This window comes from Actinophytocola sp., assembly GCF_035762905.1.
In the GTDB taxonomy this organism is placed as follows: Bacteria; Actinomycetota; Actinomycetes; order Mycobacteriales; family Pseudonocardiaceae; genus DASYTH01.
The window spans coordinates 28321-54576 of the sequence record NZ_DASUCC010000096.1 but is presented as its reverse complement, the minus strand read 5'-3'; the positions used below and the strand labels follow the sequence as shown (position 1 = coordinate 54576).

Genomic DNA, 26256 nt, shown 5'->3' with positions numbered 1-26256 from the left:
ATGAACACCGACGTGATCATCGTCGGGGCCGGGCCGACCGGCCTGATGCTCGCCGCCGAGCTGCGGCTGGGCGGAGCCCGGGTCGTCGTCGTCGAGCGCCTCGCCGAGCCGACCGGGCAGTCCCGCGGCCTGGGGTTCACCGCCCGGGCCATGGAGGTGCTCGACCAGCGCGGTCTGCTGCCCCGGTTCGGGCCGGTCGAGACCAGCCCGCTCGGCCACTTCGGCGGCGTGCGGTTCGACTACACCGTGCTGCCCGGTGCCCACTTCGGCGCGCGCGGCATCCCGCAGTCCCAGACCGAGGACGTGCTGGAGCGCCGGGCCGCCGAGCTGGGTGCGGACATCCGGCGCGGCTGGGAGTTCCGGGAACTCCTCGCCGGCGAGGATGCCGTGGAGGTCACGGTTGCGGCGCCGGACGGCGAGCACCGGCTCCGGGCGGCCTACCTCGTGGGCTGCGACGGCGGGCACAGCGCGGTGCGCGGGGCGGCCGGGTTCGACTTCCCGGGCACGCCGGCCACCCGGCGGATGTACCTGGCCGACGTGGTCGGCGCCGGGCTCCGGCCGCGCATGCTGGGTGAGCGCCTGCCGGGCGGCATGGTGATGGCCGCCCCGCTGCGGCCCGGGGTGGACCGCATCATCGTCTGCGAGCACGGCGCCGAGCCGGTCGAGCAGGACGGCGAACCGGATTTCGCCGAGGTCGCCGACGCCTGGCAGCGGATCACCGGCGAGGACATCCACGGCGCGGACACCGAATGGGTCAGCTCGTTCACCGACGCCACCCGGCAGGTGACCGAGTACCGGCGGGGCCGCGTCCTGCTCGCCGGCGACGCGGCGCACATCCACCTGCCGGCCGGCGGACAGGGGATGAGCACCGGCCTGCTGGACGCGGTCAACCTGGGCTGGAAGCTGGCCGCGACGGTGGCCGGCTGGGCGCCCGACGGGCTGCTGGACAGCTATCACGCCGAGCGACATCCGGCCGGCGCCAGGCTGCTGATGAACACCCGCGCCCAGGGCATGATCTTCCTGGGCGGGGCGGACGCGCAGCCCCTGCGCGAGTTGCTCGGCGAGCTGATCGAGCACGACGCCGTCAAGCGGCACCTGGCCGGCATCGTCAGTGGTCTGGACCTCCGGTACGAGGTCGGCGGCGGCGACCACCCGCTGCTCGGCCGCCGGGTCCCGCCGGTCGCGGTGCACGGAACCGCCGGACAGACCAGCACGACCGCACTGCTGCACCCGGCGCAGGGGGTGCTGCTGGACATCGCCGACGACGCCGCGATACGCGATGCGGCGGCCGGCTGGAAGGACCGGGTGCTGACCGCGACGGCCGCGCCGGCCGGTGCCGGGCAGCCGCTGCCCGAGCACGACGCGGTGCTGGTGCGGCCGGACGGATACATCGCCTGGATCGGCTCGGATCCGGCCGAACTCACGATCGCGCTGCACCGCTGGTTCGGTGATCCGGCCGGCTGATTTGACGCAGATCTGAACCCGGAATCCTTGAACTCTCCGATTCCCGGACGAGATAATTGAACCACCGGGACGGCGCATCCGAATCCGAACAAATCAAATTCCGCTGGTTAGTTCCGCGCGGGCTTCATTCGAGGAAAGGCAACGGGAACAATGAGATTTCTGTTCATCACCGGCGGCAGCCCGGCCTGTGTCTTCGCCGTCGCGCCACTGGCATCGGCCGCGCGGAACGCCGGGCACGAGGTCTTCATGGCGGCCAACGAGGACCTGATCCCGGATGTCACCGGCGCCGGAATTCCGGGGATCTCGATGACCCCCCATCCGGTCAAGCATTTCGTTTGGAAAGACCGCGCGGGAAACGAGCTGTCGGTTCCGTGGGACCGGCAGGGCGAGCTGCGCCACCTCGGCGGCGCGTTCGGCCGGATGGCCGCCGACAGCCTCGACGTGCTGCTCGAGCTCGCCGGGGACTGGCGGCCCGACATCGTCGTCGGCGGCGCGCTGTCCTACGCCGCGCCGCTGCTCGCCGCGCACCTCGGAGTTCCCTCCGTGCGGCACGCCTGGGACATGACCCCGACCACGGACCTCGACCCGGGCGCGGCGGAGGAACTGGCGCCGGAGCTGCGACGGCTGGGCCTCGACCGGGTGCCGGAGCCCGACCTGTTCGTCGACATCACTCCGCCGAGCCTGCGGCGCGCCGACGCGCCGGACGGGCTGACGATGCGCTGGGCGCCCGGCTCCCGGCAGCGCCGGTTGGAACGGTGGATGTACACCCGGACCGACGACCGGCCCCGGGCGCTGGTCACCGCCGGCAGCCGGCCGTACATTCCCGCGCACGTCGACCTGCTCCCCCGGCTGACCAGGACGCTGTCCGCCGCCGGCATCGAGGTGCTGCTCGCCGGTCCGCAGGAACTGGTGGAGTCGCTCGGTGCCGGGCTCGACGAGGTCAAGGCCGGCTGGATTCCGCTGGAGGTGGCGGCGCGCACCTGCGACCTGATGGTGCACCACGGGGGCGGCGTGACCACCATGGGCGCGCTGAACGTCGGCATCCCGCAGCTCATGCTCCCGAAGTCCAACTACCAGGTCGAGTCCACCCAGCCGGTGGCCGAGTTCGGTGCCGGACTGCTGCTCACCCGGGACCAGGACACCATCGAGGAGATCGAGAAGTGCTGCCTGGAGCTGCTGTCCAACCCGTCGTACGCGAGCCGGGCGGGACAGCTCGCCGCGGAGATCGCCACCCTGCCGCCGCCGGCCGAGGTGGTCGGCACGCTGGAGAACCTGGTGACGCCATGAGGTTGCTGGTCACCGGCGGCGCCGGGTTCATCGGCTCGCACTACGTGCGCGCCGTGCTGGCCGGCGCCTATCCGGACCACGATGCGGACCGGGTCACGGTGCTGGACAAGCTGGGCTACGCGGGCAACCGGGCCAACCTCCCGGAACACCACCCCCGGCTGGACTTCGTCCACGGTGACGTGCTCGACCTGCCGCTGCTGGTCGACGTGCTGCCCGGCCACGACGCCGTGGTCCATTTCGCCGCCGAGTCGCATGTGGACCGTTCGATCGCGGACGCGGCCGAGTTCGTCCGCACCAACGTGGAGGGCACGCACAACGTGCTTGAGGCGGGCCGCCGGACCGGCGTCGCGCGGATCGTGCACGTCTCCACCGACGAGGTGTACGGCTCCGTCGAGACGGGCGGCAGTCCCGAGGAGGCGGCGCTGCGGCCCAACTCCCCCTATGCGGCCTCCAAGGCGGGTGCCGACCTGATCGCCCGGGCCTACTGGCGCACCCACGGTCTGGATGTCTCGATCACGCGGTGCGCCAACAACTACGGCCCGTACCAGCACGTCGAGAAGCTCGTCCCGCTGTTCGTCACCAACCTGATCGAGGGCCGGCCCGTGCCGCTGTACGGCGACGGCGCCAACGTCCGCGAATGGGTCCACGTCGACGACCACTGCCGCGCGATCGACCTGGTGCTCACCCGCGGAGCCGCCGGCCAGATCTACAACGTGGGCGGCGAGGCGCACACCAACCTGGCCGTCACCGAGCGGTTGCTCGAGCTCGCCGGCGCCGGCTCCGCGATGGTCCAACGGGTGCCCGACCGGCTGGGACACGACCGGCGGTACTGCGTGGACGACACGAAGATCCGCGACCGGCTCGGCTACGCCCCACGGATTCCGTTCGAGACCGGATTGGCCGAGACGTTCGCCTGGTACCGCGACAACCCCGCGTGGTGGAAGCCGCTCAAGCAAGACGAGCAATCCTCATGACCGGGCGGATCATGGTGCTCGGCGGCACCGGCTTTCTCGGCAGTCACATCCGCGAGGCGTTCCAGGCGGCCGGGTGCGGCGTGGTCAGCGTCTCCCGCAACGGATCCGCCGGGCCGGGTCGGCACGTGCGGCTCGACCTGGCCCGGGCGGGGATCGCCGATCTCGGCTCGCTCCTGGCCGACGAGGCCCCGGACGTCGTGGTGAACGCGGCGGGCCTCGCGACCCCGGCCACCGACCGGCAGCTGCGGGCGATCAACGCCGAGTTCGTGGCCCGGCTCGTCGCCGCGACCCGGGACACCCGACTGATCCAGATCGGTAGCAGCCACGAGTACGGCCCGGACGTGCCGGGGAGCACCACGGCCGAGAGCCACCCGCCGGCTCCACTGTCGATGTACGGCAGGACGAAGCTGGACGGCGCCCGGGCGGCCCTGCGGGGTCGCGCGGTCGTGCTCCGGGTGTCCAATGTGGCCGGTCCACGGGCGCGCGCGGACACGCTGCCGGCCGTGGTCGCGCGCCGGCTGGCCGGAATCGCCGCGGCCGGGTGCGGCGACCGGCCCGCGGAGTTGCGGCTGGCCCCGCTGCGCACCTGGCGGGACTACGTCGACGTGCGCGACGTGGCGCAGGCCGTGCTGGCGGCCGTGGCCGCTCCGGCCGTGACCGGCCAGGTCATCAACATCGCCAGCGGGACGGCCGTGCACGTGCGCACGGTGGTCCAGCGGCTGATCGCGCTGGGCGGGTTGCCCGTTCGTCTCGTCGAGGACTCGAACGGGAGCCTGCCGCGGGAACCCATGCAGTGGCAACGGCTCGACGTGTCGCGGGCCCGGGAACTCCTGGGCTGGCGGGCCGAACACGGGCTCGACGAGTCGCTGACCGACCTGCTCAGCTCCGTCTGGCCGCCCGACCGCCAGTTGAGCACGCACGTCTCGACCCAACGGTAGAAAGGACGCCGCCATGCTGACCGCTTCGCCACGGACCGACATCGACCTGTACACCGAGGCCGCGATCAGGTCGCCGTACGAGAACTACCGCCTGTTGCGGGATCTCGGGCCGGCCGTCTGGCTGGAACGCAACGACGTGTGGGCGGTGGCCAGGTACCGGGACGTCCATGCGGCGCTGCAGGACCCCGAGACGTTCTCATCCGCCTCAGGGGTCGCGTTGAACGACCAGACCAACGAGAGGATGCGCGCCACGACGGTGTCCACCGACCCGCCGGAACACGAACAGTTCCGGACCCTGATCAACCGGCCGCTGACGCCCAAGGCGCTGCGGGCCCACCAGGAGCTGTTCCACCGGCGTGCCGACGAGCTCGTCGAGAAGCTGCTCGGCGCCGGCACGTTCGACGTCGTCACCGACTTCGCCCAGGTACTCCCGCTGTCGGTCGTCTCCGACCTGCTGGGCTGGCCGGTCGAAGGGCGGTCGGAGTTCCTGTCCTGGTCCTGCGCAATCTTCAACCTCAGCGGGCCGATGAACGAGCGGTCCATCGCGGACCTGCCGGCGCTGAAGGCGATGCAGGAGTACACCAGGGAGGTCATCGACTCCGGACGGCTGCGGCCCGGCAGTTGCGGTGCCGACCTGCTCGCCGCCGCCGAAGCCGAACGGATCGACAAGAACCAGATCCCGTCACTGATCGGTGCCTACCTCGCGCCGTCCATCGACACGACGGTCGCCATGCTGTCCAGCGCGCTGTGGCTGCTCGGCCGGGATCCGTCGCTGTGGCAAGCGATTCGCCGGGACCACTCGCTCATTCCCAACGCACTCAACGAGGTCATGCGGTACGAGTCGCCGGTCAGGGGCTACACCCGTCTGGTGACCCGAGAATACGAGCTCGATGGGACCACGTTGCCCGCCGGGTCCCGGGTCTTCCTGTTGCTGGGCGCGGCCAACCGGGACGAGCGGAGGTGGGCGGAGCCCGACGTGTTCGACATCAGGCGACCCGACGCGAAGCACCACATCGCGTTCGGGCACGGGATCCACAGCTGTATCGGTCAGGGCCTCGTCCGGTTGGAGGGCACGGCCCTGTTCACGGCGTTGGCCAAGCGGGTGCGACGGATCGAGGTCGGTGAGCCGACCTGGGGGGTCAACAACGTCGTGCGGTCGCTCGCCAGCCTGCCCGTGGCACTACACAACTGAACGACTGGAAGGAAATCCGATGCGCAAGATCCTGACTCTGACCCTGCCACTGGTGGTGTTGTCGCTCGCGCTGACACCGGCGGCGGCCACCGCCGACCAGGCCAGCCAAGTGATCGTGCTGCCCGGGGCGAGTTCCGCCGAGGGCATCACGGCCGGGAAGGGCACCACGTTCTACGCCGGCGACCTGGCCCGCGGCGACATCTTCGTCGGCGACATCCGGCGCGGAACGGCGGAGCGGCTCATCGACGCGCCGGACGGCCGGCCCGCCGTGGGCATGTCCGCGGACCTCCGGTACGACCTGCTGTTCGTCGCCGGCGGGGGCGCCGGCCAAGCCTACGTGTACAACACGCGGACCCGAACCAATGTCGCCAGCTATGACCTCGGCGACCCGGCCAGCACGATGATCAACGACGTGGTGGCCACTCCGTCCGGCGCCTGGTTCACCGACTCCCGGGCCGCACGGCTGTTCTTCGTGCCGCTCGTGTGCGGCGTGCCGGGTCCGGCCCGCACGCTCCAGCTGACCGGCCCGGCGGCCGCCATCACCGGGGACTTCAACCTCAACGGGATCGACGCCACGCCGGCCAGGCACACGTTGATCGTCGCCCATTCCGGTGTGGAAAAGCTGTTCACGGTGGACGCACACACCGGGGCCAGTGCGGAGATCGCCGGGGTGGACGTGCCCGCCGCCGACGGCATCGTGCTTGCCGACCGCAAGGTCTGGGTGGTGCAGGGCTTCATGAACCAGGTCACCGAATGGCGGCTGAGCACCGACCTGAGCAGCGGGACCCTGGTCGAGACGATCACCGACCCGTTGTTCGGGGTGCCAACGACGGCGGCCAAGTTCGGCTCCCGGCTGGCCCTGGTCAACTCGCACTTCGACACCGGATTCCCCCCGACCTCGCCAACCTTCGAGGTGATCGTGCGCAACGCCTAGCCGACCCGGCACCACTTAGTACAGCGATTGGGGAAGCCATGCGAGTGTTGATGACGACCACTGCGGTCCCCACTCACTTCGCCCCGCTTGTGCCGTTGGCGTGGGCACTGCGGGCCGCGGGCCACGATGTGCTCGTTGTCACGCAACCCGACGTGATCCCCACGGTCCGCTCGGCCGGCCTGGTCGCGGCGAGCGTCGGCGAGGCGTTCGACATCGGGGCGCACATGCGGACGCTGCTGACGGTGGACAAGCGTCCACTTGAGACCTTTGCGCGCTTCGCACCCGAGCAGATGGGAATCTTCGGGCGGGTATGGATGAGGCACGCCAGGGTGGTCCTGCCCGGGTATCTCGCCGTGACCCGCTCGTTCCAGCCCGAGCTGATCATCGCTGATCAGCTCGAGTACACCGCGTTGCTGGTTGGTGGCATCGAGGGGATACCTGTGCTGCACCACCGTTGGGGGATCGACCCGATCTCCGACGTGGCGTTGCGGGACGCGGGTACGGAGCTTGCCGATCTGGCCGCCCAGCATGGCCTTGACGGGCTGCCGTTGCCGGCGGAGAAGCTTGATCCCTGCCCACCGTCGTTGCAGTTGCCGTCGGCGGAGCCGGGCACGCCGATTCGGTTCGTGCCGTTCAACGGCAATGGTGTGCTGCCTTCCTGGCACCGGGCGCAGCCGGGTGTCCCCAGGGTGGTGGTCTCGCTCGGGACCTCCACCCTGGCGCTCAATGGTGTGCCGCATGTGCGGCGGGTACTGCGAGCCTGCGCCACCATTCCGGAGGTCGAGGTGATCGCCACCTGCGACGAAAGGTACTGGGATGCCGTGGGTCCGGTGCCGCCGCGGGTTCGACTGGTCGCGCCCACTCCGTTGCACCTGTTCCTGGACAGCTGCGATGCCGTCGTGCACCACGGCGGTGCGGGCACGGTGCTCACCGCCACCGCCGCCGGTCTACCTCAACTCGTCCTACCTCAGCTCGGTGACCAGTTCGCCGGGGGCGAGCGGCTGCAGGCCGTTGGCGCGGGGATCTGCCTCGACGAGGTCGCCAGCCAGGACGATCCAGACACGGTGACCGACGCGCTGCACACCCTGCTGTCCAAACCGGAACACCGCAAGGCAGCGGAGGAACTCAGCCACGAGATGGCCGGCATGCCGGCACCGAGCACGGTCGCCGCCGATATCGCACGACGTTATGGGGTAGCCCATGACTGATGATCTGGTCGTCGTCCGCCCGTTGGTTCCGCCTTGGGACCGGCTGAAGTCGGCGCTGTTCGAGGTGTTCGAGAGTCAGGTGTTGACCAACGACGGGCCGCGCGTTCGCCAGTTGGAGGCGTTGCTGTCCACCGAGTTGGGGATCGCGGACGTCGCGGTCACCGGCAGCGGTACCACCGCCATCCAGCTCGCCTGCTCCGCGCTGGAGCTGCGCGGCGAGGTTCTCGTTCCAGCGGCGGCATTTCCGGCGACCGCCCAGGCGGTGCTCCGGGCCGGTGCGACGCCGGTCGAGGTGGACATCGAGGACACGTACCTGACCATCGACCCGGACGCTGTCCGGCAGGCGGTCACTTCGCGGACGTGTGCCATCCTCGCTGTGCACTCCTTCGGTTGCCCGGCCGACATCGACGCGCTGCGCTCCATCGCGCGGGCGGCCGGTGTGCCGCTGATCTTCGACGCGGCCACCTGTTGGGGAGTGAACTTCCGCGGCCGGCCCCTGCTGTCCTATGGGGACGTGGCGACGTTGAGCCTGCACGCCACGAAGCTGACCCACTCCATCGAGGGCGGCGCGGTGTTCGGCAACACCAGGGCGATCGCCGGCACCGTGCGCCGGTTGCGCAACTTCGGTTTCGGTGAGTCCGGCGCGCTGCGCACCGGCACCAACGCGCGGATGAGCGAGCTGCACGCGGCGATCGGTGCCGTGGTACACGCCGGGGCGGCCACGGAGGTCGCGCGACGGACGGCGGTCCGCGGGTGGTATCAGGAGGCTCTCGCGGAGCTGAACTGGTTGCGGCCGTGCGATTTCCGCGCGGAAGCCGGCCCTGCCGTCGCGGCCTTGCCGGTGCGCTTGACCACCGACGCGCCGGTGGACGCCGAGGCACTGGTGCGCGCCATGCTCGCGCACGGCGTGCACACCAGGGCGTACTTCGCCGGGCGGTACCGGGTCGGCGGGTTGCGGAGGGCGGGCCCGACCCCACGTGCCGACTGGGCCGCGCGCCACATCGTGTGCCTGCCGTTCTGGGGCCGCCTCACCGAAACCGACATCACCCGGGTCGTCGACGCACTCAAGGCGGTGGCCCGCAAGCCGGCGCTGGCCGGGTAGACCAACAAGTACGAGAGGCAGGCTGACGCGCCATGCGTGTGTTGGTGTTGACCAATCCGGTGCCCACTCATTTCACCCAGCTCGTGCCGCTGGCATGGGCGCTGCGGGCCGCGGGTCACGACGTGCTGGCTGTCACCCAACCCGACGTGATCCCCACGGTCCGCTCGGCCGGTATGGTCGCGGCCAGCGCCGGCGAGCTGTTCGAGGCCACCAAAGGCGTCCGGTCGAAGCTCACGGGTGACAAACGTCTCCGTGAGACATTCGAACGCAGGCGTCCCGAGGAGATGGGATCCTTCGCGGCGGTGTGGATCAGGAACGCCAGGGTGGTTCTGCCCGAGTATCTCCCGGCCGTCCGGTCGTTTCGGCCCCAGTTGATCGTTTCCAACCACGTCGAGTTCGCCTCCCTGCTGGTGGGCGGTGCGGAAGGGATTCCGGTGGTGCACCACCGCTGGGGCGTCGATCCGATCTCCGGTCCGGCGATGCGGGAGGCCCGTGCCGAACTTGCCGACCTGGCCGCGGACCTTGGCCTCGACGGGCTTCCGCTGCCGGCCGAGGTACTCGACCCCTGCCCGCCGTCCCTGCAGCTCCCGTCGGCCGAGCCAGGCACACCGATCCGGTACGTGCCGTTCAACGGGCCCGGCGAACTGCCCTCCTGGCACCGGCCCGAACCCGGTGTCCGCCGGGTGGCGGTCTCGCTCGGCACCGCGACTCTCGCGCTCAACGGCGTACCCCATGTGCGGCGGGTACTCGAGGCCTGCGCCACGATTCCAGGTATCGAGGTGATCGCCACCTGCGACGAGGAATATTGGGACGCCCTGGGTCCGATGCCGCCCCGGGTCCGGTTGGTGACGCCGACTCCGCTGCACCTGTTCTTCGACACCTGCGATGCCGTCGTGCACCACGGCGGTGGCGGCACCTCGCTGACCGCCACCGCCTTCGGTCTGCCCCAGCTTGTCCTACCCCAGTGGTCCGACCAGTTCGACATCGGTGAGCAACTGCAGGCCGTTGGCGCGGGGATCAGTCTCGACGACGTCGCCAGCCAGGACGACCCGGCCACGCTGGCCGACGCGCTGGAGGCGCTGCTGTCGCAGCCGGAGCACCGCAAGGCGGCCGAGGAGCTGAGCCAGGAGATGGCCAGCATGCCGTCGCCCGCCGCGGTCGCGGCCGACCTGGCGCAACGCTACTGAGTTCAACCGGGACGAGGCGTGCAAACGTCCACCTGAGACTTTCGGTCGACGCACTGTGAGAGGCGGGCTGAGGTAGCCATGCGAGTATTGATGACGACCACCCCGGTGCCCACCCACTTCGCTCCGCTCGTTCCGTTGGCGTGGGCATTGCGGGCCGCGGGTCACGATGTGCTCGTTGTCGCTCAACCCGACGTGATCCCCACGGTCCGTTCGGCCGGTCTGGTCGCGGTCAGCGCCGGCGAGCCGCACGACGCCATCAAGTCCGTTCGGAGGCTGCTGACCGGGGACAAGCGTCCACTTGAGGCAATTCCGCGCTTCGCGCCCGAGCAGATGGGAATCCTCGGCCGGGTATGGATGAGACACGCCAGGGCGGTCCTGCCCGAGTATCTCGCCATAGCCCGCTCGTTCCAGCCCCAACTGATCATCGCTGAGAAACTGGAGTACACCGCCCTGCTGGTTGGTGGTCTGGCAGGGGTGCCGGTGTTGCACCACCGTTGGGGTGTTGATGCGGGCTCCGACGTGGCGTTGCGGGACGCGGGCACGGAACTTGCCGATCTGGCCGCCCAGCATGGCCTTGACGGGCTGCCGTTGCCGGCGGAGAAGCTTGATCCCTGCCCACCGTCGTTGCAGTTCCCGTCGGCGGAGCCGGGCACGCCGATTCGGTTCGTGCCGTTCAACGGCAGTGGTGTGCTGCCTTCCTGGCACCGGGCGCGGCCGGGTGTCCGCCGGGTGGTGGTCTCGTTCGGACGGCACATTCTCGCGCTCAATGGTGTGCCGCACCTGCGGCGGGTACTGCGAGCCTGCGCCACCGTCGCCGACATCGAGGTGATCGCCACCTGCGAGGAGGAATTTCGGGATGCCGTGGGTCCGGTGCCGCCGCGGGTTCGACTGGTCGCGCCCACTCCGTTGCACCTGTTCCTGGACAGCTGCGATGCCGTCGTGCACCACGGCGGTGCGGGCACAGCGCTGACCGCCACCGCCGCCGGTCTACCTCAGCTTGTGCTGCCCCAGTGGGCCGACCAGTTCGCCACCGGTGAGCGGCTGCAGGCCCTCGGCGCCGGGATCAGTCTCGACGACGTCGCCAGCCAGGACGACCCGGCAACGCTGGCCGACGCGCTGGAGACGCTGCTGTCGCTGGCGGAGCACCGCAAGGCGGCCGAGGAGCTGAGCCGGGAGATGGCCGGCATGCCGTCGCCCGCCGCGGTCGCGGCCGATCTGGCGCGGCGCTACTGAACCCCGGGAGACTCGCCGATGACCGACACAGACAACGCGGCCGGGATGTCCGACCGGCTGGCCGACCTCCGCGAACACAAAGGGCTGGCCATGGACGGGCCGGATCCGCGGGCCACCGAACGGCAGCATGACAAGGGCAAGCTGACCGCCCGGGAGCGGATCGATCTCCTGCTGGACAAGGGCAGCTTCACCGAGGTCGAGCCGTTGCGCCGGCACCGGGCCACCGGGTTCGGGCTGGAGGACCGGCGGCCGTACACAGACGGGGTGGTCACCGGCTGGGGAACCGTCGAAGGCCGGACCGTGTTCGTCTACGCGCACGACTTCCGGATCTTCGGGGGCGCGCTCGGCGAGGCGCACGCCGAGAAGATCCACAAGATCATGGACCTGGCCCTGGCCGCCGGCGCGCCGCTCGTCTCGCTGAACGACGGTGCCGGTGCGCGCATCCAGGAGGGCGTCTCGGCGCTCGCCGGCTATGGCGGCATCTTTCGGCGCAACACCCGCTCGTCCGGCGTCATCCCGCAGATCAGCGTCATGCTCGGCCCGTGCGCGGGCGGGGCGGCGTACTCGCCCGCACTGACCGACTTCGTCTTCGCCGTGCGCGACATCGCCCAGATGTTCGTCACCGGACCGGACGTGGTGGCCGCGGTGACCGGGGAACGGGTCTCGCACAACGGACTGGGCGGCGCGGAGGTGCACGGCATGCGCTCCGGCGTGGCGCACTTCGTCTACGACGACGAGGAGACCTGCCTCGACGAGGTGCGCCACCTGCTTTCCCTGCTGCCGTCCAACAACCGCGAGCTGCCGCCGGCCGTGCCGGTCGAGGAGCCGGAGGAGCGCCGGGACGACACGCTGCTCGAGCTGGTTCCGGCGCAGGGCAGCCGGTCCTACGACATCCGCGGGGTGATCGAGGCGATCGTGGACGGCGGCGACTTCATGGAGGTGCACGCCGGCTGGGCGGCCAACCTGGTGTGCGCGCTTGGCCGGCTGGGCGGCGAGGTGGTCGGCATCGTGGCCAACCAGCCCGCCGTGCTGGCCGGCGTGCTGGACAACGACGCGAGCGAGAAGGGCGCCCGGTTCGTCCAGTTCTGCGACGCCTTCAGCATTCCGCTGGTCACCCTGGTGGACGTGCCCGGGTTTCTGCCCGGGGTGGACCAGGAACACCAGGGCATCATCCGGCGCGGCGCGAAGCTGCTCTACGCCTACTGCAACGCCACCGTGCCGCGGATCTCGGTGGTGCTGCGCAAGGCGTACGGCGGCGCGTACATCGTGATGGACTCCCGGTCGATCGGCGCGGACCTGGCGCTTGCCTGGCCCACCAACGAGATCGCGGTGATGGGTGCGGAAGCCGCGGCCAGCGTGATCTTCCGCAGGGAGATCGCCGCGGCGGAGCGGCCGGACGAGCTGCGCCGCAGCCGGATCGAGGAGTACCGCGCGGCGCTGGCGCACCCGTACCACGCCGCCGAGCGGGGGCTGGTCGATGACGTGATCGACCCGCGGGACACCAGGTCGGTCCTGATCCGTTCGCTGGCCATGTTGCGCGGCAAGGACGCGGAGCCGGCCCGCCGCAAGCACGGAAACCCGCCGCAGTGACCGGCGCGCTGTTCCGGGTGGACCGGGGCGTACCCGACGAGTACGAGCTGGCCGCGCTGACCGTGGCGCTGCTGATCCGGCTCGCCACGGCGCGGAGGTCGCCGTGTGCCCGGCGGGCCGCGCCCTGGCGGCGGCCCGATTTCGCCGACCCACGAACGTGGCGCACCCCGCGCCCGAGGATCACGAAGGAGACACATGACCGCGACCCAGGACGACCTCGCCGAGCTACGGTCCGAGCTTCGGTCGTTGCGCGACCGCGCCGAGATCACCCGGCTCTGTGACCGCTACGCCCTGCACCTCGACAAGAGCCGGCACACCGACACGTGGCTGGACACCGTGTTCACCGACGACGCCCTGCTGACCTTCCCGATGGGACAGTACAAGGGGATGGCCGGCCTCACGCGGTTCCAGGAGATGGCCCGGACGACCTTCGAGCGGACCCACCACATCAGCTCGAACTACGACATCGAGCTGGACACCGACCGGGCACAGGTGCGTGCGCACCTGATGGCCGCCCACGTGCCCAGCCGGGACGACACCGGCCGGCACTTCATGATCGGCGGGCACTACGACGCCGAAGCCGTTCGCACGCCGAGCGGCTGGCGGATCCGGGAGCTGACCTTCGACCTCGTGTGGACCTCCGGGGATCCCCCGAAGGCCGAGCACTAGCTAGTCCGCCTCGCTGGTCCGCCGCTCCGGGATTGACTGCTGTTGTTGCGTTCCAGCGGAAGTGCGGATTGCGGGTTGATTGTGGCTGGGTTGCATCACGGTGCCCCTGAGGTTGCGTTGGTTGGTCCGAGACACCGAGCTTGTGAGGAGGTGCCGTGAGCGCGGTAGTGGTAGAGAACCTGGTCAAGAGCTACCGGAAGGCGGCCGGCAACGCGGTCGACGGCGTGTCGTTCACCATTCGGCGCGGTGAGATTTTCGGCCTGCTCGGACCGAACGGCGCGGGCAAGACGACGATCATCGGGATCCTCACCACGATGATCCGGGCGACCGGGGGCATCGCTCGGGTGGCCGGGATCGACGTCACCAGGCCGCTGTTGGTCAAGCCGCGGATCGCGGTGCTGCCCCAGATCAACAACCTGGACCGCAGCCTGCGGGCCCGCGAGGTGCTCACTTACCACGGGGCCTACCACGGCATGCCGCGTGCCGTGCGCAACGCCCGGGCGGACCGGCTGCTCGACGAGTTCGGCCTGGCCGACCGCGCCCGGGAGCGGGTGAACCGGTACTCCGGTGGCATGGCGCAGCGCCTCATGCTGGCCCGCGCCCTCATGCACCGGCCCGAGGTGCTGTTCCTGGACGAACCGACGAACAACCTCGACCCGCAGTCCCGGCGCTACCTGTGGGAGCGGATCCGCGAGCTCAACGCGACCGGGGTGACCGTGGTGCTGACCACGCACGACATGAACGAGGCCGATTCGCTGTGCGACCGGATCGCCATCGTCGACCACGGCCGGGTCCTGGTGCTCGACACCCCGAACGGGTTGAAGAAGATCGTCCCAGACGGCGACCTGCTCGAGGTCGGGGCGCGGGCGCGCGACGTACGGCTGAGCACGCCCAGCCTCGAGGACGTCTTCATCCACCTCACCGGAAGGAACCTGCACCGGTGACCGCCACCCATCCCTCCGGGCGCGGCACGACGGGCCTGGCGTTCGCCGCGTTCGCCGCGATCCTGCACCGCGACATCGTCGTCACCGCGCGCGGATTCGTGGTCTTCGCCGTCCACGCGTTCGTCCAGCCGGTGCTGTTCCTGTTCGTGTTCGGCGTGGTGCTGCCCGCGACCGGCCTCGCGGTCCAGGGCTACGGCGCGCTGCTGCTGCCCGGCATCGTCACGATGACCGTGTTTTTCGCGTCGGCTCAGGCGGTCATGGCCCCGCTCGCCGTCGATCTCTGCCACCTGCGGGAGATCGACGACCGCCTGCTCGCCCCCACCCCGGTCCCCGCGATCGTGCTCGAGAAGATCGCCTTCGCCGCGCTCCGCGGTGTGCTCGCCGCCGCGATCCTGTTCCCGTTGGCACCCCTGGTTCTCGGCGGCGAATTTCAGGTCCGCGCCGACTCGATCCCGCTGCTCGCCGGCATCGTCGTGCTCACCGCCATCGTCAGCGCGGCCGGCGGCCTGGTGTTCGGCGTTCTCGTGCCCACCGACCAGCTCGGGCTCGCCTTCGCCGCGCTGTTCACCCCGTTGGTGTTCACCGGCTGCCTGCAGTACCCGTGGTCCACCCTCGACACCCTGCCCGGGTTCCAGATCGTCACCCTGGTCAATCCGTTGACCTACTCGGCGGAAGGTCTCCGGTTCGCCATGATCCCCGCACTGCCAGACGGCACCCGGACCCCGACCCTGGACATCGCCTGGGCCGTCGCCGGCCTGATCGCCTTCACCACCCTGTTCCTGGTGACCGGTATGCGCGCCTTCCACCGCCGGGCGATCCACTGAGCCGGGCCGGCGCTCACTCCGCCGCCACCAGTTTGGCGTTCACCAACTGGCCGTCCAGGCCGCGCAGGTGCGCGCGGATCTCCGCGGTGGTCAGGTCCTCGGCGCGGTCGAGGCCGATGCCGGTGAGGATGTCCAGGGCGCGTTGCCAGTTCTGCCGGGCCAGCGCGGTGTGCCCGAGTCCGTGATTGGCGTATGCGAGCCCGTGCAGGGCCCTGGCCTGGTCGGAAACCTGGCCGATGTCCCGGGCGATGGCAAGCGCCGCTTGGCAGTGGAAGATCGCCTGGTCCAGCCGGCCGCTCGCCCGGTGCACCAGACCGAGGCCGTAGTGGGCCTCGAACTGGTTGTTGCGGTCGTCGATCTCCGGCGCGAGCCCGAGGATCCGCTGGTAGCACTCGGCTGCGGCCTCGTACCGGTCCTGGAAGAGGTGCACGTAGCCGAGGCCGACCAGCGCGCGCAGCTCGCCGGACCGGTTGCCGATGGCCCTGGCCATGGTCAGGGCCTGCTCGTGAAAGCGCGCAGCCTCGTCTCGCCGGTCCTGGAACCAGCGCAGGTGGCCGAGTCCCCACAAGGTGTCCAGCTCTCCGTGGCGGTTTCCGGTGGCCCGGGCGATGTCCAGCGCCTCCGCGAGGTTGTCCGCGGCCTGGTCGTACTGGTTGACGTGCCGGTTCACGTTGGCCAGACCCTGCAGGGCGTCGAGCTGGATGGTGTGCTCACCGGTGGCGCGAGCCAACTCCAGTGCCTGGGCGTAGTACTCGGCGGCGGTCGCGTACCGGTCCTGCGGATGGTTCAGGTGACCGAGGCCGACCAGCGCGCGGAGCTCGCCGACCCGGTTCCCGGTCGTCCTGGCCATGGCCATCGCCCGCTCGAAGTGCTCCGCCGCCTGCGGGTACCGGACCTGCTGGAGGTCGATCTCGCCGAGCCGGCACAGCGCCATCAGCTCATCGCCGGCGTCTGCGCAGGCCTGCGCCGCCAGCCGGGCGCGGTCGTGCAGCGCGAGTGCCTGCCGGCACTGGGCCCGGACCCGCAGATGGTGGTGCAGGGTCGCGGACAGGTGCCGGGCGTCGTCCGGGCCGGCCGCCGCGAAGGCCAGCAGGTTGGACAGTTCGATGTCCAACCAGGCGGTCGCGCCCGCGTGGTCGGTGAAGGCCGGGCTGGGACGCCGCGCGCCGCGGACTCCCGGCCGGCGCGCGGCGTCGAACGGGTAGGCCACGTCCATGGCCACGCAGGCGGTGTCGACGTAGTGGTCGGACAGGCGGGTCAGCGCCGCCTGCCGGTCCTCCGCACTGTCCACATGAGACGATGTGGCCGCGGCGTGTGCGCGGATCAGGTCGTGGAACCGGTACCGGCCCGGGACCGGCTCGGTGAGCAGATGTGCGTCGATCAGGTTGTCCAGCAGGTCGCCGGCATCCTGGACGGGCAGGTCGGCGAGTGCGGCCGCGGCCCAGGTGTCCAGTTCCGGCCCGGGATGCAGGCCGAGCAGCCGGTAGACGCGGCGGGCCGGGGCGGACAGGTGGTGGTAGGACAGGTCGATCGCGGCCGAGACGGACAGTCCGCCCGCGGACAGTTCGGTCAGCCGGTGCCGCTGGTCGTGCAGCCGGTCGGCAAGGTGTTCGGCGCTCCAGTTCTGCCGGGCCCGCAGTCGGGCCGCGGCGATCCGGATCGCCAGGGGTAATCGGCCGCACAGGTCGACGATCCTGGTGAGCAGGTCGGACTCCGTCGACCGCAGCCGGGCCTCGCCCGCGGTGCGGACGAACAGTTCGAGCGCCTCGGCGGAGGGCAGCGCGGACAGGGTCAGCGGCTCGGCGTCGGAGATCGTCAGCCGGACCCGGCTGGTGATCAGCACCAGGCAGGTGGGCGCGCCGGGCAGCAGCGGCCGCACCTGCTCCTCGGTCGCCGCATTGTCCAGCACGATCAGCACCCGCTTGGTGGCCAGGCGGGTGCGATACAGGGCGGCCCGGGCCTCGAGGGCGTGCGGAATCTGCTCGCCGGACAGGCCGAGACCACGCAACATGCAGTCCAGCGCGTCGGCCGGCGCGATCGGCGAGACGCCGTCGGTGAACCCCTGCAGGTCGACGAACAGCTGCCCGTCGACGAACAGGTCGGCCAACCGGTGCGCGGCGTGCACGGCCAGCGCGGTCTTGCCGATCCCGGCCATTCCGTCGATCGCATTGATCATCAACGCCTGCGGCCGGTCGTCGGCGATCGTGAGCAGGCGGGTCAGCTCGGCCTGCCGGCCGACGAAGCTCCTGATGTCCGCCGGAAGCTGGCGCGGAACGGGGATCGCGTAGGGGTATGCCGGCCGCACCGGCGCCGCCAGGTCGGGATGGCTGGTCAGGATCTGCTGGTGCAGCCGGCGCAACGGTTGTCCCGGTTCCACACCGAGCTCCCGAACCAGATGCCGGCGCAGGTCCCGGTAGGCGCGCAGCGCCTCGGCCTGCCGGCCGGACCGGTACAGCGCGAGCATCCACATGGCCCACAACGGTTCCCGCAGCGGTTGCGTGGTCACCAGCTCGAGCAGCTCGGCGAGGACGTCCTCGTGGTGCCCGAGGGCGAGCTGGGCCTCGAGCCAGGACTCCTGCGCGAGGAACCGGCGCTCCTCCAACCGGATCAGTTCGGTCCGCAGTCCGGCGTCGAGCACGACGTCCTCGAATGGCCGGCCCCGCCACAGCCCGAGCGCGTGTCGCAACCGGTCCGCCGCCGTCTCGGGCGCTCCGGCGGCCAGCGCCCGCCGGCCCTCGGTCACGAGATCGTCGAAGGCGAGTAGGTCCAGATCGCCCGGCGCACAGTACAACTGGTACCCACCGGGCACGGTGCCCAGCCGCGGGAGGCCGGAACGACCGGCGAGCCCCAGGGACCGCCGCAGCGCCGAAACATACGTGCGCAGCGCGACCGGCGCAGTCCGCGGTGGACCGTCCGGCCACAATGCATCGACCAATCGGCCGATGTCCACCGGCTGGTTGGCATTTAGCAGCAGCACCGCGAGCAGGTTCCGCTGCTTGGCAGCGGCCAACCGGCACGGACCATCGAGGGAGCGCACCTCGAGCGTGCCGAGCACTCGAAACCGCACACGTCACCCCCGTCCCCACTCCGCCGGCCATCGGCCGAACCTCCGCGCGCGACCATATCAAGGCACACCAGGTCAAGCCCGGCGAAACAGAATCCGGGGACGGCGATTCGCCGGACCGGCGTTTCTGTCCACTTTGGACAAGAGCTGCCGGCTGGCTCGGGCATCCGGCGTGCCCGGCAGCCGCGCGCACCGTTGCCGGAGCACGCGGTGCGCTACCTTGACGCACATGGGTAGCGCAGGCTCGACCGGCGACCGGGAGGCGGTGTGGAGCCGGTGGCGGCGACCGTTGCCAACGCGGGCGCAGCGGCGTGTCGACGTCTGGATCGCGCTCGCGACGATGGCCGGCGCGATGGTGATGACCGTGCTCGTCAACAGCCTTGGCGCGTTCGCCTGGGACGATGCTCCGGCACTGGCCGAGCAGCTCGCGTGGGTGGTGGCGTTGACCGCTCCGCTGGTCGTGCGGCGCCGGTATCCACTCGCCGTGCTGATCGTGATCAGCGCGCTGTTCATCGGTGCGCAGGTGCGCCACGTTGGCGACAACACCGTGCAGGCGGTCGTTCTCTTCCTTGCGATCTATACGGCCGGCGGCTGGATCGGCAACCGGGTCGTCGCCAGGTGGGCGCGGATCGCCGTGATCGCGGTGATGCTCGGTTGGCTCGGGATCGCGGTCGTGCGCGCCATGGCCGAGCCGACCCCGCCGTTCGCGGACGCGGCCGGGCCACTGGATCCGGTCCTGGCCTTCGTGCTGTATCCCATCGTGATCAACCTGGTGTTCCTGCTCAGTGCGTACTTCTTCGGCAACATGGCCTGGCTTTCGGCGCGCCGGCAGGCCGAGCTGGAACGCCGCGCCGAGCAGTTGCGGGAATCGCAGGAGCAGAACCTGCGGGGCGCGGTGGTCGCCGAACGGGTGCGCATCGCACGGGATCTGCACGACGTGGTCGCCCATCACGTGTCGGTGATGGGCATTCAGGCGGCCGCCGCCCGGCGGGTGCTCGACACCGACCCCGAGCTCGCCCGCGACGCGCTGCGCACCGTCGAACAGACCGCCCGCTCGGCGATCGGCGAACTGCGCGACCTGCTCGGCGTGCTGCGCGCCGAGGACGCGGACGTGCCGGCCGAGGCGCACCTGTCCTCGCCGGGGCTCGACCAGCTGACCGAACTGGTGACCGCCGCCCGATCGGCCGGTCTCGAGGTGGATCACGGCGTCTACGGCGACCCGCGGCCGCTGCCGCAGGGTGTCGCGCTGTCGGCCTACCGGGTCGTGCAAGAGGCGCTGACCAACATCGTCAAGCACTCCGACGCACGCCGGGCCGACGTTCGCTTGCGGTACTTGGAAAACGCGCTCGAAGTCGAGGTCACCGACGACGGCCGGGGCGCGGCGGCCCGCCGCCCCAACGGCAGCGGGCTGGGGCTGCTGGGGATGCGGGAACGGGTCGCGGTCCACGGTGGCGTGCTCGAGGCCGGTCCGCGGCGGGACAACGGCTTCCGGGTCCGCGCCAGCCTGCCGACCGCCGCGCGAAGCTCCACCGAGGACGGTGCAGGCACGTGACGCTGCGGGTGGTGCTTGCCGACGACCAGGATCTGGTCCGGGCCGGCTTCCGCGTGATCCTCGGGGCGGAGGACGGCATCGAAGTCGTCGGGGAGGCCGGCGACGGCCTCGCGGCGGTGGACCTGGTCAGCCGCCTCGCCCCGGACGTGGTGTTGATGGACGTCCAGATGCCCGGCATCGACGGGCTGGAGGCCACCCGCCGCATCCTCGGTTCCGGCGGCCCGGTCAGGGTCGTGATCCTCACGACGTTCGACCGCGAGGACTACCTGTTCGAGGCGCTGCGCGCCGGCGCGAGCGGGTTCCTGCTGAAAAACGCCTCGCCGGAAGACCTCGTGGAGTCCGTCCGGGTCGTCGCACGCGGGGACGCGCTGCTGTCCCCGGAAGTCACCCGCCGGGTCATCGCCCGGTTCTCCGCGGTGGCCGGCTCCCATCCGGCCGGGGCCGTGCCGGGACGTCGCCCGGCCGAGCTGACCGACCGCGAGTTCGAGGTGCTGGTGCTGCTGGCCCGCGGCGCCAGCAACGCCGAGATCGCCAAGGAACTGGTCCTCGGCGAGGCGACGGTGAAGACCCACGTGTCCCGGATCCTGACCAAGCTGGGTCTGCGCGATCGCACGCACGCCGTCGTGTACGCCTACGAACGCGGGATCATCGCGCCGGGCCGCACCGGGTAGATCGCGCGGCGGACCCGCGAATCGATCGCTGGCCGGACGACGGCCGCGCGCCCGCCGCCTACTGTCGTGGGCATGTTGACCGTGACGGAGCTGAGCCGGAACTTCGGCGACCACAAGGCCCTTGACCGGGTGTCGTTCGAAGTGCGGCCCGGCCGGATGACCGGGTTCATCGGCGCCAACGGATCGGGCAAGACGACCACGATGCGGATCATCCTCGGCGTTCTCGCCGCGCACGGCGGCACGGTGACCTGGCACGGCGCGCCGGTCAGCCAGGCGCTGCGGCAGCGGTTCGGGTACATGCCCGAGGAGCGCGGCCTGTACCCGAAGGCGAAGGTGGCCGAGCAGATCACCTGGCTGGGCCGGCTGCACGGGCTGGACCACGCCACGGCGCGGGACAACACCCGGCGGCTGCTCGAGCAGTTGGACCTTTCCGAGCGGGCCGACGACAAGCTCGAGGAGTTGTCGCTCGGCAACCAGCAGCGCGCGCAGATCGCCGCCGCGCTGGTGCACGACCCGGCGATGCTGATCCTCGATGAGCCGTTCTCCGGGCTGGACCCGATTGCCATCGAAACCGTGCTCGGCGTGCTGCGTGCGCGGGCCGCCGGCGGTGTTCCGGTGCTGTTCTCCAGCCACCAACTCGGTCTGGTCGAACGGCTCTGCGACGACGTGGTGATCATCTCCGGCGGTGTGGTCAAGGCCAGCGGCGGGCGCGAGGAACTGCGGGCGAAGTACGGGGGCAAGCGATTCGAACTGATCGTCGACGCCGACGCCGGCTGGCTGCGTGATCTTCCCGAGGTCCGGATCGTCGACCTGGACGGTCCACGGGCGGTGTTCGAGCCCACCGGCAACGGGAGAACGGACCAACTGGTGTTGCAGGCCGCCATCGAACGGGGCGCGGTGCGCAGCTTCACCCCGGTCGTCCCGTCCCTGACCGAGATCTTCAAGGAGGCGATCTGATGACCGTCACGACACCACCGGTCCAGCCCACGGAGATCCCACCGGTCACCGGAACCTCGTTCGTGTCCTCGACCCGGCTGGTCGCCGAGCGCGAGGTCCTGACCATCCTCCGGCTCAAGTCGTTCTGGATCGGCCTTGCCGTGATCCTGGCCGGGTTGTTCGCCCTGATCATCCTGCCCGGGGTGATCGGCGGCGGGCCGCCGAGCGTGGCCGCCGTCGGCCCGGCGGCGGCCCGGGTGCTGACCGGGACGGACCTTGAGGTGCGGCAGGTCGCCGACGTCGCCGCCGCCGAGGAACTGGTCCGCTCCGAGGAGGTGGACGCGGCCGTGGTGCCGGACACCACCGGCCAGTCGGTCACCGGCGTGCGCGTGGTGGCGTTGACCGACCCACCCGAGGACGTCGTCGTCGCGCTGGCCACCACGCCACCGGTCGATCTACTTGACCCGTCCGAGACCCCCTCCGACCAACGCCAGCTCGTGATCATGGTCTTCGCGCTGGTGTTCCTGATGTTCGGCATGGGCGGCATGACGATCGCGCAGAGCACGGTCACCGAGAAGCAGACCCGGATCGTGGAGATCCTGGTCTCGACGGTCCCGGTGCGAGCCCTGCTCAGCGGCAAGATCGTCGGCCACACCCTGCTCACCCTTGGTCAAGTGGTCATCCTTGCCGTGGCCGCGCCGATCGCGCTGCGCCTAGGTGGACAGTCGGACTTGCTGGCCGCCATCGCCCCCGCGCTCGGCTGGTTCATACCATTCCTCATCCTGGGCTTCGTCCTGCTCGCCGCGATGTGGGCGGTCACCGGCGCCATGGTCAGCCGCCAGGAGGATCTCGGCTCCGCCATCGGCCCGCTCATGCTGCTGGTGATGGGCCCCTACTTCGCCGTGATGTTCTTCAACGACAACGCGAACGTGATGACCGTCCTGTCGTACCTGCCGTTCTCCTCCCCCATCGCGATGCCGGTCCAACTGTTCACCGGCAACGCCCAGACCTGGCAAGCCCTCACCGCACTCACCCTGCTGGCCGCCTCGGCCGTCCTGGCCATCCTCCTGGCCAGCCGCCTCTACTCCGGCGCGCTCCTCCAAACCCGCGGCAAAGTCAGCCTCGCCAACGCCTGGACCAACGCAGACTGACCCCCCGGGCTCCGGATACAACGCGTGCGGCACGTCCTGCGGATGCTCGGTCCGCCACTCGGACAGCTCACCCATCTCCACCCCGAACTGATGAAGGTGGTCCGGCACACCGTCCACATGGTGTGGTGGCTGGACGATGATGTCCTTCCAGTCCGGAAGCAGAAACGTCCCCGGCGGGAACACGGCCAGCAGCTCCTTGTACTCCGCCGGAAGCCCCAGCCCAAGATCCCGCTCCACCACGTCCCACGCAGGCTCCACACAGGACCGCCCCGACCACCCCACGATCCGGGCCAACTCCCCAACGCTACCCACCGGCCGCCGCCTGGTTGCCCGGAGCACCCGCCAGATCCTGAAGGGTCCGGTACCCGGGTTGCCCCACCACCGAGGGAATGATCTCGCTGGGCAACTCACCCTTCACCAGCGCGATCAGGAACTCCACCGCACCCACGTCGTACTGCTCCCAACGCTCGAGCGAGGTGTCCGTCAAGACGACCGGCCAATCATTGGGATCACCTCGGTCTCCCGGACCATTCGGCCGAGCGCGTCGACCTGCCTTGTCACGGTTACTCCGAGCGGGTTGGTGCGGGATACCACGTTGCCGGCCGGGTCGTATCCGGTCCTGCTGGTGCGCAACACCTGACCATTGGTGTCCATAGAGGACATCGTGACGGCCCGGCCGGCCAGGTCGTACTCGATCCTGGTGCCCAGACCGAGCGGGTCGGTCAGCCGGGTGGTCCGGCCGGCGAGATCGTAGCCGACGGTCGACTTCTTCCCCAATGGGTCCGTTGTGGACACTCGCTCGCCCACCCCGTTGTAGGTGAACCTGGTCTCGGCCCCGTCCGGGGTCCGGACCGAGCTGACCGTGCCGGAGTCGTTGTAGGCCGTCGTGGTGGTCAGGGTGCGGCCCGGCGTCGGGTACCGCTCGACGATGGTCGAGGTGACCTGCCGGCCGAGATCGTCATAGGTCGCCGTCGTCGCTGCCCCAGTCGCTCCGGTCGCGGCCAGCAGCTCGCCCACCGCGTCGTAGCGGAACGTCGACACGCCGGCCGGATCCGAGCCGACGGCCGGATCGGTGCGCCGGGTGAGGTTGCCCAGCACGTCGTAGCCGAACGTTGTGGTTGCCCCGGCGGCGTCGGTCACCGACGAGACCCGGCCCAGCTTGTCGTAGCCGGTGTGCCGTTACGCACCGTGTGCCGGGTCATCCGGCCATCGGGTCATAGCCGATGTCGGTCGTCTCGGTGGTCGTGCCGCTGCCGTCGGTGCGCCGCACGGTGACCGGGTTGTCCAGCGTGTCATAGGTGTACGTGGTGGTCCGGGCGGTCCCGGCGGGGTCGGAGACCACCCGGGACAGGTTGCCGGCCGCGTCCCAGGTCCGCTCGGTCACCACACCGGCCTCCTCGACCCGGGTGACGTTGCCCTGCCCGTCGTATCCGTACGTGGCGAGCGGGATGTCCCGGGTCGTGCCGTTCGGGTTTCGGAACCCGACCTGGGTCGTGCCGGCGAGCAGGCCGCCGTCGAAGTAGCGGAACGCGGTGGTCCGGCCCATCGCGTCGGCGATGGTGGCGAGCCGGTCGGCCGGGTCGTAGGCGCGCGACCCGAGCCTGCGGCTATCTCCGCGCGGCGACGAGGAACATCGGCACCGCGACGAAGATCCGGTTCGTGCGGGCACGCTCGGCCTGCTCGGCCAGCCAACTCTGCTCATCGGTGATCCGGTGCAGCACGGCGAGCGCGGTGTCGTCGGTGAACACGCCGGTGTGCACCTCGACGACCGGGTCGGTGAACCCCGCGTCGAGCAGTAGGTTGCGGTACTTGCGGCCGGCGTGCGGCGACGGTAGCGAGTCCGCCTTCGCCTGGACCAGCCCGCGGGTGGTCCGCGGGTCGTCGGAGTCGATGACGATCGTGTCCCAGTCCTGGCCGAGCAGCACGGCCCGGCCACCCGGCGCGAGCACCCGGCGGGCCTCGGCCACGGCTCGGGCCGGATCCGCCAGCGCGTGCAACACCTTGTCCGCGCGGTAGCCGGAAACCGACCCGCTGTGCAGCGGCAGCTCGCAGGCGTCGCCGACCTGGAACTCCCCGGCCGGCCAGCGCTGCCGGGCCACGGCGATCATCTCGGGGTCGAGGTCGACACCGACCGCGCGGGCGCCGCGTTCAGCCAGCTCGCCGACCGCGCGACCACCGCCGCAGCCGGCGTCGACCACGGTTCGGCCGGTGAGCTCGCCGAGCAACTCATAGGAACGTAGGCGCAACCCGACGGCAAAGGGCTGCGCGTCGACGGCATCGAGGACAGCAAGCAAACTGGACATACCCGCCATGCTCAGACTTAATGCCGACATGAAGTCAAGCCCGATGACGATCGGCCAGGTGGCCGACCACTTCGGTCTGCCGGCACACGTGCTGCGGCACTGGGAATCGGTGGGCCTGCTCTGCCCTGCCCGCGTCGAAGGCGGCCGCCGCCGCTACACCCGCGACGACCTGTTCCGGGTGGCCTCGATCGTGCGCGCGAAGCAGGCCGGGCTGCCGCTGCCGGACATCCGAGCGTTCCTCACCGCGGGCGACCCCGCCGCCCGCAAAGACGTACTGCGCCGCCACCACCACGCCCTGCAGGCCAGGATGGCCGCGCTGCGCTCGGCGCTCGACCTCCTCGAAGCCGGGCTGAACTGCACCCACGAGGACATCGCGACCTGCCCGAACTACCAGGCCCACCTCACAAGACTGGTCGATGATCACAAGCCGGAGTAGACCGTCGCCGCGGCGGCCGACTTCCTGCTCGATCAGGCCGTTGCTCGCGCGGATCATCACCGATGTTTGGTCGCCGCCGGTCCGGGGGACATCGGTTCGGTGAGGCGTTCCGGCTCGTCGCGGCCATCCCCGGTGCTGTTCGCGGCGCTCGGCGCAGTGGTCATCTCGGTCCTGGTCGTGGCCACCTGGCAGGTGTGGAGCAACGACAACGCGCTCAGTGAGCGCGGCCAGCAGGCCTCCGGCCGGGTGGTGAAGGTGACCACCGGCAAGAACTCCCGGGTGCATGTCGAGTTCCGCACGGCGGACGGGCGCCAGGTGCGCTCGACGATCGGCCAGGGCGACGAGGCTCCCGGTCCGCGGGCCAAGGCCGGCGATCTGGTTGCGATCATCTACGATCCGCTGCACCCGGAGGACGACCTGCGCGACGCCCGGGCCCCGGAAAACCACAAGGTCGCGTCTCTGCTGCTCGGGGCGACGGTGCTGGCGGTGGTGGCGATTCCGGCCGCCACCTGGGCCGGGATCCGGGCGCGCCGACGAGAACGATCCGCCACGCCGGCCGACCAGCACTGAGGAAGCTCTCGTAGCGCGCGGATCAGA

The 26256-nt window shown here is 70.6% G+C and carries 26 protein-coding genes; 21 read left to right on the top strand and 5 right to left on the bottom strand.

Annotation, left to right across the window (positions count from 1 at the left end):
* The 15 genes from VFV67_RS20165 to VFV67_RS20100 all read left to right on the top strand — a co-directional run bounded on the left by VFV67_RS20165 (position 1) and on the right by VFV67_RS20100 (position 15546).
* Positions 1-1464 (top strand): FAD-dependent monooxygenase, encoded by a 1464-nt coding sequence (locus VFV67_RS20165; RefSeq protein WP_326472096.1) that lies wholly within the window; start codon positions 1-3, stop codon positions 1462-1464.
* Between the two features lie 150 nt (positions 1465-1614).
* Complete coding sequence (locus tag VFV67_RS20160) at positions 1615-2751, top strand: glycosyltransferase (protein WP_326472094.1); 1137 nt, start codon at positions 1615-1617, stop codon at positions 2749-2751.
* Positions 2748-3725, top strand: a complete 978-nt coding sequence (gene rfbB, locus VFV67_RS20155; protein WP_326472093.1) for a dTDP-glucose 4,6-dehydratase — start codon at positions 2748-2750, stop codon at positions 3723-3725. Before VFV67_RS20160 ends, rfbB begins: the two co-directional genes overlap by 4 nt.
* Positions 3722-4663 (top strand): NAD(P)-dependent oxidoreductase, encoded by a 942-nt coding sequence (locus tag VFV67_RS20150; protein ID WP_326472092.1) that lies wholly within the window; start codon positions 3722-3724, stop codon positions 4661-4663. Before rfbB ends, VFV67_RS20150 begins: the two co-directional genes overlap by 4 nt.
* Positions 4664-4676: 13 nt before the next feature.
* Complete coding sequence (locus VFV67_RS20145; RefSeq protein ID WP_326472090.1) at positions 4677-5855, top strand: cytochrome P450; 1179 nt, start codon at positions 4677-4679, stop codon at positions 5853-5855.
* Positions 5856-5874: 19 nt separating this feature from the next.
* Positions 5875-6789, top strand: a complete 915-nt coding sequence (locus tag VFV67_RS20140; RefSeq protein WP_326472088.1) for a hypothetical protein — start codon at positions 5875-5877, stop codon at positions 6787-6789.
* A 50-nt stretch (positions 6790-6839) separates the two neighbouring features.
* Complete coding sequence (locus tag VFV67_RS20135; protein ID WP_326472086.1) at positions 6840-7997, top strand: nucleotide disphospho-sugar-binding domain-containing protein; 1158 nt, start codon at positions 6840-6842, stop codon at positions 7995-7997.
* The gene (locus tag VFV67_RS20130) at positions 7990-9099 is read left to right on the top strand and encodes a DegT/DnrJ/EryC1/StrS family aminotransferase (protein WP_326472085.1); all 1110 of its coding nucleotides are present in this window, start codon (positions 7990-7992) and stop codon (positions 9097-9099) included. Before VFV67_RS20135 ends, VFV67_RS20130 begins: the two co-directional genes overlap by 8 nt.
* A 32-nt stretch (positions 9100-9131) precedes the next feature.
* A complete protein-coding gene (locus VFV67_RS20125) occupies positions 9132-10286 on the top strand; it encodes a nucleotide disphospho-sugar-binding domain-containing protein (RefSeq protein WP_326472084.1) in 1155 nt (384 codons plus the stop codon).
* 90 nt (positions 10287-10376) lie between these two features.
* The gene (locus VFV67_RS20120) at positions 10377-11519 is read left to right on the top strand and encodes a nucleotide disphospho-sugar-binding domain-containing protein (protein ID WP_326472083.1); all 1143 of its coding nucleotides are present in this window, start codon (positions 10377-10379) and stop codon (positions 11517-11519) included.
* An 18-nt stretch (positions 11520-11537) separates the two neighbouring features.
* Positions 11538-13109, top strand: coding sequence for an acyl-CoA carboxylase subunit beta (locus VFV67_RS20115; protein ID WP_414636302.1), 1572 nt, complete (start codon positions 11538-11540; stop codon positions 13107-13109).
* Positions 13106-13390: an acyl-CoA carboxylase epsilon subunit gene (locus VFV67_RS36830; RefSeq protein WP_414636300.1), complete on the top strand. Its 285-nt coding sequence runs from the start codon at positions 13106-13108 to the stop codon at positions 13388-13390. The genes VFV67_RS20115 and VFV67_RS36830 overlap by 4 nt, the downstream gene beginning before the upstream one ends.
* On the top strand, positions 13305-13778 hold the full coding sequence (locus VFV67_RS20110) for a nuclear transport factor 2 family protein (RefSeq protein WP_326472082.1): 474 nt from the start codon (positions 13305-13307) through the stop codon (positions 13776-13778). The genes VFV67_RS36830 and VFV67_RS20110 overlap by 86 nt, the downstream gene beginning before the upstream one ends.
* Before the next feature lie 155 nt (positions 13779-13933).
* Positions 13934-14722 carry an ABC transporter ATP-binding protein gene (locus tag VFV67_RS20105; protein ID WP_326472081.1) on the top strand — a complete coding sequence of 263 codons (789 nt, stop codon included), beginning with the start codon at positions 13934-13936 and terminating at the stop codon, positions 14720-14722.
* Positions 14719-15546, top strand: a complete 828-nt coding sequence (locus VFV67_RS20100; protein ID WP_326472079.1) for an ABC transporter permease — start codon at positions 14719-14721, stop codon at positions 15544-15546. Before VFV67_RS20105 ends, VFV67_RS20100 begins: the two co-directional genes overlap by 4 nt.
* A gap of 13 nt (positions 15547-15559) precedes the next feature.
* Here the strand turns inward: VFV67_RS20100 and VFV67_RS20095 are convergent, their stop codons facing one another.
* Complete coding sequence (locus VFV67_RS20095) at positions 15560-18613, bottom strand: AfsR/SARP family transcriptional regulator (RefSeq protein WP_326472078.1); 3054 nt, start codon at positions 18611-18613, stop codon at positions 15560-15562.
* Positions 18614-18839: 226 nt separating this feature from the next.
* Between VFV67_RS20095 and VFV67_RS20090 the strand changes: the two genes are divergently transcribed.
* From VFV67_RS20090 to VFV67_RS20075, 4 genes are all read left to right on the top strand, one after another.
* On the top strand, positions 18840-20162 hold the full coding sequence (locus tag VFV67_RS20090) for a sensor histidine kinase (RefSeq protein WP_326472076.1): 1323 nt from the start codon (positions 18840-18842) through the stop codon (positions 20160-20162).
* Complete coding sequence (locus VFV67_RS20085; protein WP_326472074.1) at positions 20159-20833, top strand: response regulator transcription factor; 675 nt, start codon at positions 20159-20161, stop codon at positions 20831-20833. Before VFV67_RS20090 ends, VFV67_RS20085 begins: the two co-directional genes overlap by 4 nt.
* A gap of 72 nt (positions 20834-20905) precedes the next feature.
* Positions 20906-21790: an ABC transporter ATP-binding protein gene (locus VFV67_RS20080; RefSeq protein WP_326472073.1), complete on the top strand. Its 885-nt coding sequence runs from the start codon at positions 20906-20908 to the stop codon at positions 21788-21790.
* Complete coding sequence (locus VFV67_RS20075; RefSeq protein WP_326472071.1) at positions 21790-22920, top strand: ABC transporter permease; 1131 nt, start codon at positions 21790-21792, stop codon at positions 22918-22920. Before VFV67_RS20080 ends, VFV67_RS20075 begins: the two co-directional genes overlap by 1 nt.
* 304 nt (positions 22921-23224) lie before the next feature.
* On the opposite strand, the gene VFV67_RS20070 is transcribed toward VFV67_RS20075, so the two are convergent.
* From VFV67_RS20070 to VFV67_RS20055, 4 genes are all read right to left on the bottom strand, one after another.
* Positions 23225-23407 (bottom strand): hypothetical protein, encoded by a 183-nt coding sequence (locus VFV67_RS20070; RefSeq protein ID WP_326472070.1) that lies wholly within the window; start codon positions 23405-23407, stop codon positions 23225-23227.
* On the bottom strand, positions 23404-24060 hold the full coding sequence (locus tag VFV67_RS20065; RefSeq protein ID WP_414636299.1) for a hypothetical protein: 657 nt from the start codon (positions 24058-24060) through the stop codon (positions 23404-23406). Before VFV67_RS20065 ends, VFV67_RS20070 begins: the two co-directional genes overlap by 4 nt.
* A gap of 58 nt (positions 24061-24118) precedes the next feature.
* The gene (locus VFV67_RS20060; protein WP_414636298.1) at positions 24119-24466 is read right to left on the bottom strand and encodes a hypothetical protein; all 348 of its coding nucleotides are present in this window, start codon (positions 24464-24466) and stop codon (positions 24119-24121) included.
* Positions 24467-24527: 61 nt separating this feature from the next.
* The gene (locus VFV67_RS20055; RefSeq protein ID WP_326472067.1) at positions 24528-25223 is read right to left on the bottom strand and encodes a methyltransferase domain-containing protein; all 696 of its coding nucleotides are present in this window, start codon (positions 25221-25223) and stop codon (positions 24528-24530) included.
* A gap of 28 nt (positions 25224-25251) precedes the next feature.
* Between VFV67_RS20055 and VFV67_RS20050 the strand changes: the two genes are divergently transcribed.
* Both VFV67_RS20050 and VFV67_RS20045 read left to right on the top strand, forming a co-directional pair.
* Positions 25252-25659: a MerR family transcriptional regulator gene (locus tag VFV67_RS20050; protein ID WP_326472066.1), complete on the top strand. Its 408-nt coding sequence runs from the start codon at positions 25252-25254 to the stop codon at positions 25657-25659.
* A gap of 99 nt (positions 25660-25758) precedes the next feature.
* Complete coding sequence (locus VFV67_RS20045) at positions 25759-26229, top strand: DUF3592 domain-containing protein (protein ID WP_326472065.1); 471 nt, start codon at positions 25759-25761, stop codon at positions 26227-26229.
* Positions 26230-26256: the final 27 nt, after the last annotated feature.